An 18,101-nucleotide genomic window follows, 5' to 3' on the forward strand; every position below is an offset into this window, starting at 1 on the left:
CGTTGACAGTCACTGCCAATGGGTCATACTGTGCCATGCTGGGCGTGACGACGCGCTCTCCCTGACCATTCGGAGGTCGCGATGGCAAGCCCGTCCAAGCTGCGTGTGATCCAGTGGGCGACCGGGGGTGTCGGGCGCGCCGCCATCGAATGCGTGGCTAATCACCCACAGCTCGAATTGGTCGGCTGCTGGGTGCACTCGGCGGACAAGAACGGCCGCGACGTCGGTGAGATCCTCGGCGGCGCACCGCTGGGCGTCACCGCCAGCAACAACGCCGACGAGGTGTTGGCGCTGCCCGCCGACTGCGTCGTCTACAGTCCCTTGATCCCCAACGACGACGAGGTGATCGCGATCTTGCGATCCGGCAAGAACGTCGTCACCCCGGTCGGCTGGGTCTATCCCGACGTGGACAACCCTCGGCACCGCGCGGTCGCCGACGCCGCCGTCGCGGCGGGGGTCACGCTGCACGGCTCGGGCATTCACCCCGGGGGCATCACGGAACGCTTTCCCCTGATGGTCTCGTCGCTGTCGTCGGCGGTCACCCACGTCCGCGCCGAGGAATTCTCCGACATCCGCACCTACAACGCACCAGATGTGGTGCGCCACATCATGGGCTTCGGCGGCACCCCCGAGGAGGCCATGGGTGGGCCGATGGCCGGCCTGCTCGAGGCCGGGTTCAAGCAATCGGTCCGAATGATCGCCGAGCACATGGGTTTTCGGATCGACCCCAACATCAGGACCATTCAGGACGTCGCGGTGGCGACCGCCGACATCGACTACGCGCCCTTCCCGATCACCGCGGGCAAGGTGGCGGCGCGGCGGTTCCGCTGGCAGGCCCTGGTCGACGGCGAGCCGGTCATCACCGCGGCGGTCAACTGGCTGATGGGTGAGGAGAACCTTGATCCCGCCTGGCACTTCGGCGAGCAGGGCGAGCGCTTCGAGGTCGAGATCACCGGCGACCCCACCATCAACCTGACCTTCAAGGGCCTGCAACCGGAGACGATCGCCGAAGGGCTGGTGAAGAACCCGGGCGTCGTGGTCACCGCCAACCACTGTGTCAACGCCATCCCGGATGTCTGCGCCGCCGAACCCGGCATCAAGACCTACCTGGACCTGCCGCTGTTCGCGGGCCGCCCGGCGCCCAAGCTCGCCGCCCAGTGACCGTGGCCCCGTGAGCTACAGCCACCCCGACTCGATGCGCGGGCACGCCGCGATCGTCACCGGCGCCGCGCAGGGCGTCGGCAAGGGTGTGGCCGCCGCCCTGCTCGAACGCGGCGCGTCGGTGCTGGTGGTCGACATTCAGGAGGAACGTCTGGGCGCCACCACCGACGAGCTGCGCGCGGCCGGCCGGGTCGAGCAGCTGGTCACCGACTTGCGCGATCCGGCCAGCGCCGCACGGATCGTCGCCGCGGCGGTGGACGCGTTCGGGGCCGTGCACGGCCTGGTCAACAACGCCATCGCCACCAACGAACCGAAGGCATTCGTCGACATCACCACCGAGGACATCGCGCTGGGCCACGACGTCGGTCCCCGGGCCACCTTTCTGTTGATGCAGGCCGTGCATCCGGTGATGGTCGAGGCGGGTGGCGGGTCGATCGTGAACCTCGGCTCGGGCACCGGCACCGGCGGCGAGCCCAAGTGGGGCGGGTACGCGGCCGCCAAAGAGGCGATCCGCGGATTGTCGAAGGTGGCCGCCCTGGAGTGGGGGCGCGACAACATCCGGGTCAACGTCGTCTGCCCGTTCGCCGAGTCCGAGGGCGTCAAGTTCTGGAAGTCGTTCGCGCCCAAGGAATACGAGAAGGCGGTGAGCCGCGTCCCGATGAAGCGGATCGGTGACGTGCGCACCGACGTGGGCGCGTTGGTGGCGTTCCTGCTCGGATCCGACGCCTCCTTCGTCACCGGGCAGACCATTCACGTCGACGGCGGGATCGGCTGCTTTCGGTGAGCACCGCCGGGCACGAGTCACTGCGGGATCGGCAGCGTGCGCAGATCCGCGCCGAAATCCGGCGGGCGGCGTTCCGGCTGTTCGTCGAACGCGGCTACGAGGCCGTGACCACCGAGGAAATCGCCACCGCGGCAGGGGTTTCCGCACGCACGTTCTTCAGGCACGTCCCGGCGAAGGAGGACCTGCTGCTGGCCCCCGTCCGCCACGGGGGCGCCGTCATCGTCGGCCTCCTCGAGGCTCGCCCGGCCGGCGAGCCGCCGGACGTGGCCCTGATCAACGCGATCATCGCCCGGACCCGCTCGTTCGACCACTCCGACACCGAGGAGTGGCGGAAAGCTCTGCTGGTCTCCGGCGACCTGCTCGACAAGGTCAAGGTGCACACCCCCGCCGACCAGGAACGTGCGACGAAGCTGATCGCCGAGCGGATGGGGTCACGTCCGGGGACCGATCTGCGGCCCGGCTTGCTGGTTCACCTCGCATTCGCCGCCGCGGATTTCGCGTTCCAGCAATGGGTTCGGCAATCCCGCGCCCCGCGGCCGCTGGACGGTTACGTGGCCGAGGCGCTGGACGCGGTCAAAAGCCCGCACTGGAGGCGCTCGCGCCGGATCACGTCGCCGGGCGCGTGAGTGCCCGCCACGGCGACGAAGAGGCCGCGCGGCACCAGCCGTCCCATTACCCAGCGGCTCATGATTCGCGCCGCGCCGCTTCGGGGTTGGCGACGCGAATCGGAGCACCGTCGAGCCAGGCCAGCACCGCCTCCACGGTGTCGGCGTAGAAGGCGGCCAACATCTCTCGTGTGACATAGCCCAGATGCGGCGACAGCGTCACGTTGGGGAGCCGCCGCAGCGGGTGGTCGGCCGGCAGCGGCTCGATGTCGAAGACGTCGAGCCCGGCGGCGGCGATGCGCCGCGACCGCAGCGCGCCGAGCAGCGCGGCCTCGTCGACGATCGGGCCCCGCGAGGTGTTGATCAGGTACGCGTCCGGCTTCATCAGCGCCAGCTCGGACGCGCCGATCAGGCCCCGCGTGCGCTCGGAGAGCACCACGTGCACGGACACCACGTCGGCCCGCTCGAATAGCTCGGCCTTCTCGACCCGTACCGCGCCCACCCGGGCGGCGGCCTGCGCGGTCAGGTTCTGGCTCCAGGCAATGACGTTCATGCCGAAGGCGGCGCCGTACTCGGCCATCCGGGTGCCGATTCGGCCCAGGCCCACGAGCCCGAGCGTCTTTCCCGCCAGCGTCACCCCGGTGCTGGTCTGCCACCCGCCGGCGCGCATCCGGTGGTGCTCTTCGGCCAGGTTGCGCACCGTCGCGAGCAGCAGGCCCCACGCGAATTCCGGGGTGGCGTCGCGCAGCGAGCGGAACCGCGGGTGAGAGAAGTCGGAGTGGGCGACCAGGACGCCGTGCTCGGTGGCGGCGGCCATGTCCAAGTTGGGCAGGGCCTTGCCCACGATCGTGATCAGCCGCAGCTCGGGCAGGCGTTCGATCAGCGTGCGCGGGAAGGCCATTCGCTCGCGCAGCGTGCAGACCACATCGAAGTGCCGGAGGGCCTGCGCGGCGTCGTCCTCGGACAAATGCCGGTCGAACACCGTGAGCTCGGCGCGCGCCCGCACCGGTGACCAGTCGGCCAGCTCGACGGCCACGCCGCCGTAGTCGTCGACGATCGCGACGCGGCGGGTGGGTTCTCCCATGGCCCCTATTGAACCTGGGGCTCAGATTGCGTACTCACGCGGCTCGTGTTGAACGGAGATCCACTGTTCGGTGGTGAATTCGTCGATGGCCCATTGACCGCCGAAACGGCCGATCCCCGAACTTTTTTCGCCACCGAAGGCGGTGTTGGCGTCGTCGTTGACCGGCGAATCGTTGATGTGCGTCATGCCTACGTCGATGCGCCGCGCGAAACGCACCGCCCGTTCGACGTCGCCGCTGAACACCGCCGAGGACAGCCCGTAGGGGGTGTCGTTGGCCAGCCGCAGCGCGTCGGCCTCGTCCTCGGCGCGGATCACCGTCATCACGGGGCCGAACACCTCTTCGCGGGCGGTCGGGGCGTCGTTGCCCGCCGTCAGGACGTGCGGTGGCAGGGCCAGGCCGGTCGGCCCGAAGGGGTCGCCGCCACATAACAGTTCACCGCCGTCCTTCGCCGCCCGCGCCACCTTGTCCTGGATCGAGTCCAGCTGCGATCGGTTGATGATCGGCCCCAGCTGCGTGGCCGGGTCGGACGGGTCGCCAACGCGCAGCAATTTCGCCCGCGCCACAAAGCGTTCGACGAAGTCGTCGTAGATGCCGGCGTCCACGATGATCCGGTTGGCGATCATGCAGATTTGGCCCTGGTGGAAGAACGACCCGAAGATCGCGGCGTCGACCGCGAGCTTGAGGTCGGCGTCGTCGAGGATGACCACCGGCCCGTTGCCCCCGAGTTCGAGGGCGGTCCGCTTGAGCGCCGCCTTCTGGGCGATCCCCTCGCCCACCTTGGTGGACCCGGTGAACGACACCACCTTCGCGGCCGGGTGCTGCACGATGGCGTCGCCGATCTCCGATCCCGACCCGATCAGCACCGACAGCAATCCCGGCGGGAGGCCCGCCTCCTCGTAGATGCGGGCCAGCAGCAGCCCACCGGTGACGGGTGTGTCCCCGGCCGGCTTGAGCACCACAGCGTTGCCGACGGCCAGAGCCGGTGCGACCGACCGATTCGACAGCTGCATGGGGAAATTCCAGGGCGAGATGACGGCGACCACGCCGACGGGCTCCCGGTAGACGCGGCTCTCCTTGCCGGGCACGTCCGACGGCATGATCTTGCCCTCGACGTGGTGCGGCATCGACGCCGCCTCCCAGAGCACGGCCAGCGCCTGGCTCCACTCCAATTCGGCCTTGGCCAGGGTCCCACCGGTCTCGCGCACCAGCCACTCGGTGATCTCGTCCTTGCGCCAGGTCATCACGTCGGCGGCGCGGCGCAATACGCCCGCGCGCCCCGACGGGGGCCGGGCGGCCCACTCGCGTTGCGCGCGCGACGCGGTGTCGTACGCCTCGTCGAGGTCGCCGGCGTCGGCTTGGGCGATCTCGGTCAGCGTCTCCCCGGTCCACGGGTCGGTATCGGCGCGCTTCTCACCGGACGACCCGGTGCGCCAACGGGTTCCAATCGGCATCGACGTGAACGGTCCGTAACGGTCGGTCATGGGGCCACTCCGAGTTTGATATGCGGGCCGGATTCCTGGTCGTGCCAGGCCCGCTGAGCGTCCTCCAGGGAATACCGGCGCGTCTCGACGCTGATCCGTCCCTCGGCGGCGTGTTCGGTGATTTCCCGGTAACCGTCGCGCAGCACGTCGGGTCCCATCGCGTCGTTGAGGTGCCCCACGTGGGTGCGCCCGGTCAACGACCGGAACGGCACCTCGGCGGTCGGTCCCGCGCCTTCGCCGACGGTGATCAGCGTGGCCCCGTTCGCGGTGGCGTCCAGGGCCGCGAGGAACGGCTTGCCATAGACGAGGTCGATCACCACGTCGTAGCCGCCCGCATCGCCGGCCTCGGCCCGCAGGGATTCCGCGTCGTCGTCACCGCCGAGCTGCACCGTGGCGTCCGCGCCGAGGGCGCGCGCCTGTTCCAGGGCGTCCGGGTTGCGGCCCGCACCCACAACCCGGCCCGCGCCAAGCAGTTTGGCCACCTGCACGGCGATGCGGCCGACCACCCCGGTGGCGCCCAGCACCAACACGGACTGGCCGTGTGACACGTCGGCGTGCCGCGTCAGCGGCAACCACGCCGCCAGCCCGGCGATGCCGCATGCCACGGCGAGGTCGTCGTCGACGCCGTCGGGAACGGGAAAGGTCTTCGCCGGGTCGATGCGGCAGCGTTGCGCCCACGACCCGAACGGATCCGGCGGCGCGTTGAAGTACACGCGCTTGCCGCCCAACGTGCCGACCCCTTCCCTGCCGACCACGGACGGAATCACCGGTTGCCCCATCTTCCCCGACGCCAGGATGAGGTCCACCGGGTTGCATCCGGCGAGGGTGACCTCGACGATGTCGCGGCGGGGATCGCCGTCGGGTTCGTCGAAGTCCCGGACCGTCGGGTTCTGCCCCGCCGCTTCTAGCACCGCCGCGCGCATACGACCTCCACGTCCTCCGATGTGCAGCTGACGCAAAGGGTTTCCCCGGACGGCGGATCGAAACGGTCCGCTCAGCCGCGCCTATCCGGCAAGCGAAACGGCCGTCACGAGATGACCGGCGGGTAGGGCAGGTCGGTGCTGCTGTCGGGGTTGACGTACACCGGGTGCCCCAGCGAGGGAAAGGCCCGCTGCGGGCACGCCGGTCGATCGCAGATCTTGCAGCCGGCGCCGATCGGCACGGTGGCCTCGGGGTCCGCGGGGTCGATGCCGACGGAGTAGATCAGCTTGTTCGCGTGCGCGACGTCGCAGCCGAGCCCGATGGCGAAGCTCTTGTCCGGACCCAGGTATCGGCTGGGCTCCGTCGTGGTGGTGCGCGCCACCCAGAAGTAGGTGCGCCCGTCGGGCATCTGCGCCACCTGGGTCAGGAATTGACCCGGGCGGGCAAACGCGTGGTGCACCACCCACAGCGGGCAGTTTCCGCCGACGCGGGAAAAGTGAAAGGCGTTGGCGGACTGGCGCTTTGAGATGTTTCCGGCGCTGTCGGTGCGGACGAAGATGAACGGAATCCCACGCGCACCGGGCCGTTGCAAGGTCGACAGCCGATGACAGATGGTCTCGAAGCCCACCTCGAACCGGCGGGCCAGGTAATCGATGTCGTACCGCGCCCGTTCCGCGGCGCCGAGGAAGGCCCGGTACGGCAGCAGCAGCGCGCCGGCGAAGTAATTGGCGAGCCCGATGCGGGCCACGCCCCGCGCGTCGTCACTGAGCTGGTCGTCGGCGGCGATGATCCCGGCAATCATCCTGTCCTGGGTGAGCAGCGCGATCTGTGTGGCCAGCTGGAAGGCGCGCTGCCCGGGCAGCAACCAGCGGGCCAGATACAGGGTTTGCGATTCGGGGGCGAAGAGGCGCTTGGCGTTGGCGCTCAACACCTGGCCGTCGTCGATCACCACCGTCACGCCGAGTTGCGCGCCGAGCAGCTCGGCAAGTTGTCCGTCGAGCCCACCGATGCGCAAGCGGGCCTTCGCAAACAGCTCTTCGGCCGCGACGTCCAACTCGGCCACGTGATTTTTCCGGTCGTAGAAGAAGTCCCGCACTTCCTCGAACGGCATCGACTGCTGCGGCGGCACCGACAGGTCGAGGTTGGCGCGGCTGTGCAGCGCCTCGAGGTCGGCCGTGGTGTCGTGCAGCCGCCGGTGCAGGTTGACCAGCGTCTGGCCGATCTCCGGCATGCGGGCGACGAGCTCCTCGATCTGCGCATCGGTGGCCGGCGTGTCGGTGAGCACCTCCCTGAGATCCGAGACCAGGCGGGCATCGGAGTCCGGGGCGAAGTATTGCGACGGCAGGTCGAAGCGCTCGGCGAGGGTCAGCAACACCGCCACGGTGATCGGCCGTTGGTCGTTTTCGAGTTGGTTGACGTAGCTGGTCGACAGTCCCAGGACACGCGCCAGCGCCACCTGGGTCAGCCCCTGCTCCTCACGCAACCGCCGCAGCCGCGCTCCGGCGAACGTCTTCGCCACCCGCCTCACGGTACCCGCGGCAGTTTCGCAAACTTCGCAAAACCGCCCCGCACAGGACACAAAAATACGCTTTTGCAGTGCCTTTACCGGCTCGACGCCCGTGCGTACTGTGCGGCTTATGCGCATTCACGACGTTCGGACCCGGCGTAGCGCCGAAAACTTCCCCCGCACCGAGCATCTGGCGTGGAAGGTCGCCGAGGTCGCCGCGGACCCCGTCGAGGTGCCCTCCGACACCGCGGCGATGGTGATCAACCGCATCATCGACAACGCGGCGGTCAGCGCCGCGTCGATCACCCGCCGGCCGGTCACCGCCGCCCGCGCGCAGGCTGTGGCGCACCCCCATTCCGCGGCGGGCGCCAAGGTGTTCGGTGTCGACGGTGATTACTCACCGGAATGGGCGGCCTGGGCCAACGGGGTGGCCGTGCGCGAGTTGGACTTTCACGACACGTTTTTGGCTGCCGAATACTCCCACCCCGGCGACAACATCCCCGCCCTGGTCGCGGTCGCCCAGCACCTCGGGGTCGGCGGTGCCGACCTGATCCGCGGCATCGCCACCGGCTATGAGATCCAGGTCGACCTGGTCAAGGGAATCTGCTTGCACGAGCACAAGATCGACCACGTCGCGCACCTGGGCCCGTCCGTGGCCGCCGGGCTGGGCACCATGCTGCGCCTCGACAAGGAGACGATCTACCAGGCCGTCGGCCAGGCGCTGCACCTGACCACCGCGACCCGGCAGTCCCGCAAGGGCCTGATCTCGAGCTGGAAGGCCTACGCCCCGGCCTGGGCCGGGAAGGTCGCCATCGAAGCCGTCGACCGCGCCATGCGCGGTGAGGGCGCGCCGGCACCCATTTGGGAGGGCGAGGACGGCGTCATCGCCTGGCTGTTGTCGGGCCCCGAGCACACCTATCAGGTGCCGCTGCCCGAACCGGGCGAGCCCAAGCGCGCCATCCTCGACACCTACACCAAGGAGCATTCGGCCGAGTACCAGAGCCAGGCGCTGATCGACCTGGCCCGCAGGCTACGCGACCGGATCGGTGACCTCGAGCAGATCGCGACGATCGCGCTGCACACCAGCCACCACACCCACTACGTGATCGGCACGGGTTCGGGCGACCCGCAGAAGTTCGACCCGGACGCCTCCCGCGAGACCCTGGACCACTCGGTCATGTACATCTTCGCCGTGGCGCTGCAGGACGGCACCTGGCATCACGAGCGTTCCTACGCGCCGGAGCGAGCACACCGGCCCGACACCGTCGAGCTGTGGCGCAAGGTGTCGACCGTCGAGGATCCCGAGTGGACCCGGCGCTACCACTCCAACGACCCGGGCGAGAAGGCGTTCGGCGCCCGTGCCGAGATCACCCTGCGAAGCGGCGAGGTCATTGTCGACGAGATCGCGGTCGCCGACGCACACCCGCTGGGGGCGCGGCCATTCGAGCGCAAGCAATACATCGGGAAGTTCACCGAGCTGGCCGAGGGCGTCGTGTCCGACGGCGAGCAGCGCCGGTTCCTCTCGGCCGTCGAGGCACTGCCGGACCTGCAGGCGGGCGCGTTGGGTGCGCTCAACATCACCGTCGGACCCCTGGTGCTCGACAAGGCGCCGACGATCCCACCGGGGATCTTCGGATGAGTGGACTGATCGGCAGCGCCGTGCCCGCGACCGAGAAACGCGCCCGGTTACGGAGCGGCCTGCAAGGCGGTGTGCTGCAACGGTATCCGGGCGCGTTCTCGCCGCTGGTAGCCAAACTCATCGCCGAGATCGGGTTCGACGGGGTGTACGTGTCCGGCGCGGCACTCTCGGCCGACCTGGGGCTGCCCGACGTCGGCCTGACCACCTTGACGGAGGTTAGCGGGCGCGGGGCGCAGATCGCGTCGGTGACCGACCTGCCCACCCTGATCGACGCGGACACCGGCTTCGGGGAACCGATGAGCGCCGCCCGCACGGTGACGGTGCTCGAAGACGCCGGACTGGCCGGCCTGCACCTGGAGGACCAGGAAAACCCGAAGCGCTGCGGGCATCTCGACGGCAAGGCGGTGGTGCCGGCCGCCGACATGATCAAGCGGTTGCGGGCCGCCGTGGCCGCCCGCCGCGACCCCAACTTCGTCATCTGCGCCCGCACCGATGCCGCCGGCGTGGAAGGCCTGGCGGCCGCGATCGACCGGGCCAAGGCCTACACCGACGCGGGCGCTGACCTGATCTTCACCGAGGCCCTGCGCGGGCCGGCGGAGTTCGAGCGGTTCCGCGACGCGGTCGACACCCCGTTGCTGGCCAATATGACCGAGTTCGGCAAGTCGCCGCTGTTGACCGCCCAGCAGTTGTCCGACATCGGCTACAACGCCGTCATCTACCCGGTGACGACGCTGCGGCTGGCCATGCGCGCCGTCGAGCTGGGATTGCGCGAAATCGCCTCCAGCGGAACGCAATCGGGGATTCTCGACAACATGCAGCACCGAAGCCGGCTCTACGAGCTGCTCCGCTACGCCGACTACAACCAATTCGATTCCGAGATCTACAACTTCGCCCTGCAAGGAGTCACGCCGTGAGCACCGTGGAAGACAACCAACCGCGCGTCTACAAGGGTTTGGCCGGTGTCGTCGTCGACACCACGGCGATCTCCAAGGTGGTCCCGGAGACCAATTCGCTGACCTACCGCGGCTACGCCGTGCAAGACCTCGCCACGCAACGCAGCTTTGAAGAGGTGGCGTACCTGCTCTGGCACGGCGACCTGCCCGACGACCAGCAACTGGCGTTGTTCGCTCAGCGGGAACGCGCCGCGCGCCGGCTGACCCGGTCCCAGCTGTCGCTGCTGGCCAAGCTGCCCGACAACTGTCATCCGATGGACGTGGTGCGCACCTTCATCAGCTCGATGGGAGCCGAAGACCCCGACGAGGACGACAGCAGCGAACAGGCCAACTACGGCAAGGCGCTGCGGATGTTCGCCGCGTTACCCACCATCGTCGCGGCCGATATGCGCCGGCGGCGCGGCCTGGAACCCATCGCCCCGCACAGCCACATGAACTATGCGGAGAACTTCCTGCACATGTGCTTCGGCGACGTCCCCGAGCGGGTCATCGTGGACGCCTTCGAGCAGTCGATGGTGCTCTACGCCGAGCACAGCTTCAACGCCTCAACCTTCGCGGCGCGGGTGGTCACCTCCACGCAGTCCGACATCTACAGCGCGGTGACGGCCGCGATCGGGGCACTCAAGGGGCCGCTGCACGGCGGTGCCAACGAGGCGGTCATGCACGACATGCTCGAGATCGGCAGTGCCGAGCGGGCGTCGGAGTGGTTGCGCGGCAAGCTGTCCCGCAAAGAGAAGGTCATGGGCTTCGGCCACCGGGTGTACAAGAACGGTGACTCGCGGGTGCCCACCATGAAGGCGGCGCTCGAGCGGGTGGCGGCGGTGCGCGACGGGCGCAAGTGGCTCGACATCTACACCGTCCTGGAAAAGGGTATGGCCGAGGCCAACGGCATCAAGCCGAACCTGGATTTCCCCACCGGGCCCGCGTACCACCTCATGGGTTTTGACATCGGCGCGTTCACACCGATATTCGTGATGAGCCGGATTACGGGGTGGACGGCCCACATCATCGAGCAGACCGCGTCCAACGCGTTGATCCGTCCCCTCAGCGAGTATGTCGGACCGCCGCAGCGGCCTCTATCGTAAGTACCGTGTTCGCCAAAGTGTTGGTCGCCAATCGCGGGGAAATCGCGATTCGGGCGTTCCGTGCCGCCTACGAGCTCGAAATCGGGACCGTCGCGGTCTATCCCTACGAGGACCGTAACTCGGTGCACCGGCTCAAGGCCGACGAGTCCTACCAGATCGGCACCGAGGGCCACCCGGTCCGCGCCTACCTGTCGGTCGAGGACATCGTCGCGACGGCCCGGGCGTGCGGGGCGGACGCCATCTACCCCGGCTACGGTTTCCTGTCGGAGAATCCGGACCTGGCGGCGGCGTGCGCCGCGGCCGGCATCACCTTCGTCGGACCGAGCGCCGAGGTGCTGGAGCTGACGGGCAACAAGTCCCGGGCGATCGCGGCGGCGCGGGAGGCCGGCCTGCCGGTGCTGAGCTCCTCGGCGCCCTCGACATCGGTGGAGGAGCTGCTGGCAGCCGCCGAGTCGATGACGTTCCCGGTGTTCGTCAAGGCGGTCGCCGGCGGTGGCGGCCGCGGCATGCGGCGGGTCGCCGATAGCAGCTCGTTGGCCGAAGCCATCGAGGCGGCCAGCCGCGAGGCGGAATCGGCGTTCGGCGATGCCGCGGTGTTCCTCGAGCAGGCCGTGATCAATCCGCGGCACATCGAGGTGCAGATCCTCGCCGACACCCAGGGCAACGTGATCCACCTCTACGAGCGGGATTGCAGTGTGCAGCGGCGGCACCAGAAGGTCATCGAGTTGGCACCCGCGCCCAACCTCGATCCCGCGGTCCGCGAACGCATCTGCGCCGACGCGGTGGCGTTCGCCCGCCACATCGGCTACTCGTGCGCCGGCACGGTGGAGTTCCTGCTGGACGAGAACGGCCGGCACGTGTTCATCGAAATGAACCCCCGCATCCAGGTGGAGCACACGGTTACCGAGGAGATCACCGACGTCGACCTGGTGTCGTCGCAGCTGCGGATCGCCGGCGGGGAGACGCTCGAAGACCTTGACCTGAGCCAGGATTCCATCGTGCCGCACGGCGCCGCGCTGCAGTGCCGCATCACCACCGAGGACCCGGCTAACGGGTTCCGCCCGGACACCGGGCGGATCACGGCCTACCGCACCCCGGGCGGCGCCGGGATACGGCTGGACGGGGGCACCACGCTGGGCGCGGAGATCAGCGCGCACTTCGACTCGATGCTGCTCAAGCTCACCTGCCGGGGCCGCGACTTCCCGACGGCCGTGCGGCGAGCGCGCCGCGCGGTCGCCGAGTTCCGCATCCGCGGTGTGTCCACCAACATCCCGTTCCTGCAAGCGGTTCTCGACGATCCGGACTTTCGCGCCGGCCGCGTGACGACGTCGTTCATCGAGGAACGCCCGCAGTTGCTCACCGCCCGCAGCTCTGCCGACCGCGGCACCAAGATCCTCAACTACCTGGCCGACGTCACCGTCAACAAGCCGCACGGAGAGCGCCCGTCACCGGTCTACCCACACGACAAGTTGCCCGACATCGACCTGTCGGCGGCCCCGCGGGCCGGTTCCAAGCAGCGACTGGCCGAGCTGGGGCCGGAGCGCTTCGCCGCCTGGCTGCGCGAGTCGCGCGGTGTCGGCGTCACGGATACCACGTTCCGCGACGCGCACCAATCCCTGCTGGCCACTCGGGTGCGCACCAGCGGCCTGATGATGGTGGCGCCCTACATCGCGCGGACCATGCCGCAGCTGCTGTCCGTCGAATGTTGGGGTGGCGCAACGTACGACGTCGCCCTGCGGTTTCTCAAGGAGGATCCGTGGGAGCGGCTGGCCGCGCTGCGGGAGGCGATGCCCAACATCTGCCTGCAGATGCTGCTGCGCGGACGCAACACCGTTGGCTACACGCCCTATCCCGAGGTGGTCACGTCGGCCTTTGTCGAGGAGGCGACGGCGACCGGCATCGACATCTTCCGAATCTTCGACGCCCTGAACAACGTCGACTCGATGCGGCCCGCGATCGACGCGGTGCGCGAAACCGGGTCCGCCGTCGCCGAAGTGGCGATGTCCTACACCGGCGACCTGAGCGACCCCGCCGAAACGCTCTACACGCTCGACTACTACCTGAAGCTGGCCGAGCAGATCGTGTCCGCGGGCGCCCACGTCCTTGCCATCAAGGACATGGCCGGGTTGCTGCGCGCCCCCGCCGCCACGACGCTGGTCTCCGCGCTCAAGTCCCGGTTCGACCTGCCGGTGCACGTGCACACCCACGACACGCCGGGCGGGCAGTTGGCCACCTACGTGGCGGCCTGGCACGCCGGGGCCGACGCCGTCGACGGCGCCGCGGCGCCGCTGGCCGGGACCACGAGCCAACCCGCGCTGTCGTCGATCGTGGCGGCCGCCGCACACACCGACCACGACACCGGCCTGTCGCTCACCGCGGTGTGTGACCTGGAGCCCTACTGGGAGGCGCTGCGAAAGGTGTACGCGCCGTTCGAATCCGGGCTGCCGTCACCGACCGGGCGCGTCTACCGCCACGAGATCCCGGGCGGCCAACTGTCCAATCTGCGGCAGCAGGCCATCGCGCTGGGGCTCGGGGATCGCTTCGAGGACGTCGAAGAGGCTTATGCCGGGGCCGACGCGATCCTCGGGCACCTGGTCAAGGTGACCCCGTCGAGCAAGGTGGTCGGCGACCTGGCGCTGGCGCTGGTGGGTGCGGGCATCAGCGCGCAGGACTTCGCCGAGGACCCGGCCCGCTACGACATCCCGGACTCGGTGATCGGTTTCCTGCGCGGTGAGCTCGGCGACCCGCCCGGTGGGTGGCCGGAACCGTTGCGCACCAAGGCGTTGGAGGGCCGCGGGCCGGCGAAGCCGGAGCAGGAGCTGGCGGCCGACGACGAGCGGGCTCTGGCCGTGCCGGGTGCCGATCGGCAGGCGGCGTTGAACCGCCTGCTGTTCCCCGGGCCCACCAAAGAGCTCGACGACCACCGCGAGCAGTTCGGCGACACCTCGAGGCTGAGCGCCAATCAATTCTTCTACGGCCTGCGCCAGGGCGACGAGCATCGGGTCGAGCTGGAACGTGGCGTGGAGTTGCTGATCGGGTTGGAGGCCATCTCCGAGGCCGACGAACGCGGCATGCGCACGGTGATGTGCATCCTCAACGGACAATTGCGCCCGGTCGTGGTGCGCGACCGCAGCATCGCGGCGGACGTCCCGGCCGCGGAGAAGGCCGACCGCGCCAACCCGGACCAGGTCGCCGCCCCCTTCGCCGGTGTCGTCACCGTCACGGTGAGCGTCGGTGACGACGTCGAGGCCGGGCAGACGGTCGCGACGATCGAGGCCATGAAGATGGAGGCGGCCGTGACCGCGCCCAAATCCGGGAAGGTCGCGCGGGTCGCGGTGTCGCAGACCGCCCAAGTCGAGGGCGGCGACCTGTTGGTGGTGCTGGGCTAGCGGTTGCGGCCGACCAGGGCCGCCCGGGCCAGCGTCTGCTGGGCCTGCTTGACGTGCGCCGCGTCGACGAGCACGCCGTTAACCCCGACCGCCCCACGGCCGTTGGCCTCGGCCTCGCGGTAGGCGGCGACGTTGGTTTCGGCGCGGGCGATTTCGTCGGCGGTCGGGGCGTACACCTCGTTGGCGACGGGCACCTGGTCCGGATGGATCGCCCACTTGCCCGTGTAGCCGAGCAGCGACGCGCGTCGGGCGTCGCGTTCGTACCCGGTGAGGTCCCGGTAGTCGGGATAGGGGGCGTCGATCGCGTCGATGCCGGCGATCCGCGCCGCCACGATCACCTTGTTACGCGCATAAGCCCAGAATTCCCCGGGATATTCGCCGAGGGGGGCGAAGTTAGTGTCCACCCGTGCGCCCTGGGACAGCGAGAAGTCGCCGACACCGAAGATCAGCGCGTCCAGCCGCGGGCTGGCCACTGCGATCTCCTCGGCGTTGGCCAGGCCCTCCACCTCCTCGATGAGCGCCTCGAGCCGAATCTGCTTGCTCAGCCCCAGCTTCGCCTCGAGCTGGGTGAGCAGCACGTCCACCCACCAGACGTCGCGCGCCCGGCGGGGTTTCGGGACGATGATGGTGTCCAGGTTCTCGCCGGCCCGGGTCACCACCTCGACGACGTCGTCGTGGCACCACTGGGTGTCGAGTCCGTTGATCCTGATCGCCCGCGCGGTGCGGCCCCAGTCGATCTCGTTGAGCGCGGCGATGGCCTTGGCGCGGGCCGCCTCCTTGAACGCCGGGGCCACCGCGTCCTCGAGGTCCAGGAACACCAGGTCCGCGCCGCAGCCGGCGGCCTTGGCGAACATGTTGTCATTGCTCGCGGGCACCGCGAGCTCGGAGCGGCGGAGCAGGTCGGTCATCGAAGTCCCTCGGTCACAGCACCCCGCGGGCGCGTAGGTCGTCAATCTCGTTGGGCGTCAGGCCGAGTAGTTCGCCATACACCTCGACGTTGTGCTCGCCGAGGTCGGGACCCAAACGCTCGACGGAGCCGGACGCCGCCGAGAACCGCGGGACCGGCGCCTGCACGGTCATGGACCCGAGCTGTTCGTCGTGCACCGAGACGAACACCTGCCGGTGCGCCAGCTGTTCGTCCGCGACGAGGTCGCGGATGTCGTACACGGGTGCGGCGGCGACCTCGTGCGCCTCGAACACGGCCATCGCCTCCGAAAGCGTCTTGGTGGCAACCCATTCGGCGACCACGTTGTCCACCTCCCGGGCCCGTGCCAGGCGGCGTTGCGGGTCGGAGAAGTCGGGGTCGGCCACCAGGTCGTCACGCCCGATTGCCGAGAACACCCGCAACGCCAGCGCGGGCGAACTGCCGGACATGGCCAGCCACCGCCCGTCCGCGGTTTGATAGGTGTTGCGGGGAGCAGAGATGTCCCAACGGTTCCCGGACCGTTCGGGTACCAGACCCAGTTGGTCGTAACCCAGCAGCGTCTGCTCGAGCAGACGGGCGAGCGGGTCGATCAGGTTCACGTCGATCAACTGACCCGGACCGCCGTGCACGTCCCGGTGGTAGAGCGCCATCAACACGGCATAGGTCGCGTTCAGCGAGGCCACACCGTCGGCCAGCATGAACGGCGGCAGCGTCGGTGGCCCACCGGCCTGGCCGGTGATGTGCGCGAAGCCGCTCATCGCCTCCCCGAGCGTGCCGAAGCCCGGGCGCTCGCTTTTGGGGCCCGTCAGCCCGTACCCCGTGATGTGCAGCATCACGATGCGCTCGTTCACGGCGCGCAGGCTCTCATAGTCCAGGCCCCACTTGCGCAGGGTCTGCGGCCGGGTGTTGAAGATGGCGACGTCGGCGTGCTCCACCAGTCGGCGCACCAACGCCTGCCCCTCGGCGCTGCGCAAGTCGAGCGTCACGGCGCGTTTGTTGCGGGACAACGACTTCCACATCAGCCCGACGCCGTCGCGCTGGTTGCCCCAGCCACGAATCGGATCGCCGCTGCGCGGATCCTCGACCTTGATGACATCGGCCCCGAACTCGCCGAGGTAGGTGGCCACCAGGGGGGCCGCCGCCAGGGTGGCGAGGTCGAGCACGCGTACACCGTCAAGCATGCGCACCGGCGGTCACCCTCGTGCTCGTCGGCCGGTCCAGTCCGAGGTGTCCGCGCAGCGTAGTCGACTCGTATTCGGTGCGGAACAAGCCGCGGCGCTGCAGTTCGGGCACCACCATGCGGACGACATCCTCGAAGGCGCCCGGTAAATGCGTTGCGGCCAAGACGAATCCGTCGCACGCACCGCTTTGGAACCAATCGGCCATCTGGTCGGCGACCTGCTCGCCGGTGCCGACGAAGCGGGGGCCCTGCAGCAGGGTGGCGCGATGGTTGGCGAGATCGCGAAGCGTAACCGTGTCCCCACCGATATGGGTGCGCAGGTTTTGCACCAGCCCCCGGATGCCGGACACCGACGCCAACAGTTCATCCGTCACCGGATCGTCGAGATCATGCTGAGCGAAGTCGTAATTCATCAACTCCGACAGCAGCGTCAACGACGCCATCGGATGGACCAGATCGTTGAGGAACAACGCTTCGCGCTCCTTGGCGTGGGCTTCGGACTCGCCGACCACAGCGTAGGCCATGGGGCAGATCCGTACCCTGCCGGGATCGCGTCCGGCGTCGGCGATGCGCTCCTTCTGGTCGGCGTAGTGGCTGCGGGCGATATCGATGCCCGGGTCACCGGTGAAGATCAGTTCCGCCCAGCGTGAGGCGAATTCGCGACCCCGGCCCGACGAGCCTGCCTGGATGATGACCGGCCGGCCCTGCGGGGTTCGCGGCACCGTCAGCGGTCCACGCGCGGAGAAGAAGCGGCCGACGTGGCCCAGCTCGTGCACCTTCGCCGGATCGGCGTATTGACCGGCCACCCGGTCGTGCAGGATGGCGTCGTCCTCCCAGGTGTCCCACAATCCGGTGACCACATCCATGAATTCGTCGGCGCGGTCGTAGCGTTCGTCGTGCCCGAGGTGGGCGTCGACGCCGAAGTTCTGGGCCTCGCTGTCGTTGACGGATGTGACCACGTTCCACGCGGCCCGGCCGCCGGACAGGTGGTCGAGGGTGGCGAAGGTGCGGGCGACGTGAAACGGCGCATAGTACGTGGTCGAATACGTCGCTCCGAGGCCGATTTTCGACGTGGCCTGGGCCAGGACGCCGAGGACGACGCCGAGGTCCAACTTCACCGGGCGGGCCCCGTAATACACCGCGTCGGCGACCGAGCCGCCGTAGACGCCGGGCATGGCCAGGCGGTCGTCGAAGAACATGAGGTCGAAGCAGCCCTCTTCGAGCTGCCGGCCGATCTTGGCGTAGTACGAGGCGTCCAGGTAGCCGTGTTCCGTGGCCGGATGCCGCCACGAGCCGGCATAGACCGAGGTACTGCCCGCCTGCATGAACGCGACCAGGGACATCTTGTCGTTGCGCCGATCAGCCATACCAGAAACGTAACATCTG

Annotated in this window: 14 protein-coding genes; 7 read left to right on the forward strand and 7 right to left on the reverse strand. The window is 69.0% G+C overall.

What is annotated here, in order from left to right; all coding sequences use genetic code 11:
• Positions 1–81: 81 nt before the first annotated feature.
• Genes A5700_RS06140 through A5700_RS06150 form a run of 3 tightly spaced genes read left to right on the forward strand, consistent with a single transcriptional unit; the run spans position 82 to position 2,571 of the window.
• A complete protein-coding gene (locus A5700_RS06140) occupies positions 82–1,161 on the forward strand; it encodes a dihydrodipicolinate reductase (protein ID WP_068071391.1) in 1,080 nt (359 codons plus the stop codon).
• Between the two features lie 10 nt (positions 1,162–1,171).
• A complete protein-coding gene (locus A5700_RS06145) occupies positions 1,172–1,945 on the forward strand; it encodes an SDR family NAD(P)-dependent oxidoreductase (protein WP_068071389.1) in 774 nt (257 codons plus the stop codon).
• Complete coding sequence (locus tag A5700_RS06150) at positions 1,942–2,571, forward strand: TetR/AcrR family transcriptional regulator (RefSeq protein WP_068071387.1); 630 nt, start codon at positions 1,942–1,944, stop codon at positions 2,569–2,571. Before A5700_RS06145 ends, A5700_RS06150 begins: the two co-directional genes overlap by 4 nt.
• Positions 2,572–2,629: 58 nt before the next feature.
• Here A5700_RS06150 and A5700_RS06155 read toward each other — a convergent pair whose 3' ends face one another.
• The 4 genes from A5700_RS06155 to A5700_RS06170 form a co-directional block, all read right to left on the reverse strand.
• On the reverse strand, positions 2,630–3,634 hold the full coding sequence (locus A5700_RS06155; RefSeq protein ID WP_068071385.1) for a D-2-hydroxyacid dehydrogenase family protein: 1,005 nt from the start codon (positions 3,632–3,634) through the stop codon (positions 2,630–2,632).
• Between the two features lie 21 nt (positions 3,635–3,655).
• Entirely contained in the window at positions 3,656–5,116 is a 1,461-nt protein-coding gene (locus A5700_RS06160; protein WP_068071383.1) for an aldehyde dehydrogenase family protein, read from the reverse strand.
• Complete coding sequence (locus A5700_RS06165; protein WP_231973834.1) at positions 5,113–6,027, reverse strand: zinc-binding alcohol dehydrogenase family protein; 915 nt, start codon at positions 6,025–6,027, stop codon at positions 5,113–5,115. Before A5700_RS06165 ends, A5700_RS06160 begins: the two co-directional genes overlap by 4 nt.
• Before the next feature lie 116 nt (positions 6,028–6,143).
• Positions 6,144–7,565, reverse strand: coding sequence for a short-chain fatty acyl-CoA regulator family protein (locus A5700_RS06170; protein ID WP_156671099.1), 1,422 nt, complete (start codon positions 7,563–7,565; stop codon positions 6,144–6,146).
• Positions 7,566–7,674: 109 nt separating this feature from the next.
• Between A5700_RS06170 and prpD the strand changes: the two genes are divergently transcribed.
• Genes prpD through A5700_RS06190 form a run of 4 tightly spaced genes read left to right on the forward strand, consistent with a single transcriptional unit; the run spans position 7,675 to position 14,610 of the window.
• Positions 7,675–9,183, forward strand: coding sequence for a 2-methylcitrate dehydratase PrpD (gene prpD, locus A5700_RS06175; protein WP_068071377.1), 1,509 nt, complete (start codon positions 7,675–7,677; stop codon positions 9,181–9,183).
• On the forward strand, positions 9,180–10,097 hold the full coding sequence (prpB, locus tag A5700_RS06180; protein WP_068071375.1) for a methylisocitrate lyase: 918 nt from the start codon (positions 9,180–9,182) through the stop codon (positions 10,095–10,097). The genes prpD and prpB overlap by 4 nt, the downstream gene beginning before the upstream one ends.
• On the forward strand, positions 10,094–11,221 hold the full coding sequence (locus A5700_RS06185) for a bifunctional 2-methylcitrate synthase/citrate synthase (protein ID WP_068071373.1): 1,128 nt from the start codon (positions 10,094–10,096) through the stop codon (positions 11,219–11,221). Before prpB ends, A5700_RS06185 begins: the two co-directional genes overlap by 4 nt.
• Positions 11,222–11,226: 5 nt before the next feature.
• Positions 11,227–14,610, forward strand: coding sequence for a pyruvate carboxylase (locus A5700_RS06190; protein WP_068071371.1), 3,384 nt, complete (start codon positions 11,227–11,229; stop codon positions 14,608–14,610).
• Here A5700_RS06190 and A5700_RS06195 read toward each other — a convergent pair.
• From A5700_RS06195 to A5700_RS06205, 3 genes are read right to left on the reverse strand one after another with little or no spacing between them, the layout of a single operon-like run.
• Entirely contained in the window at positions 14,607–15,518 is a 912-nt protein-coding gene (locus A5700_RS06195; RefSeq protein WP_068071369.1) for a CoA ester lyase, read from the reverse strand. The two genes, A5700_RS06190 and A5700_RS06195, sit on opposite strands and share 4 nt — an antisense overlap.
• A 13-nt stretch (positions 15,519–15,531) precedes the next feature.
• Entirely contained in the window at positions 15,532–16,716 is a 1,185-nt protein-coding gene (locus A5700_RS06200) for a CaiB/BaiF CoA-transferase family protein (protein ID WP_068071446.1), read from the reverse strand.
• Positions 16,709–18,082, reverse strand: coding sequence for an LLM class flavin-dependent oxidoreductase (locus tag A5700_RS06205; protein ID WP_068071367.1), 1,374 nt, complete (start codon positions 18,080–18,082; stop codon positions 16,709–16,711). Before A5700_RS06205 ends, A5700_RS06200 begins: the two co-directional genes overlap by 8 nt.
• Positions 18,083–18,101 lie beyond the last annotated feature (19 nt).

The organism is Mycobacterium sp. E1214 (assembly GCF_001666755.1).
Taxonomy (GTDB): Bacteria; Actinomycetota; Actinomycetes; order Mycobacteriales; family Mycobacteriaceae; genus Mycobacterium.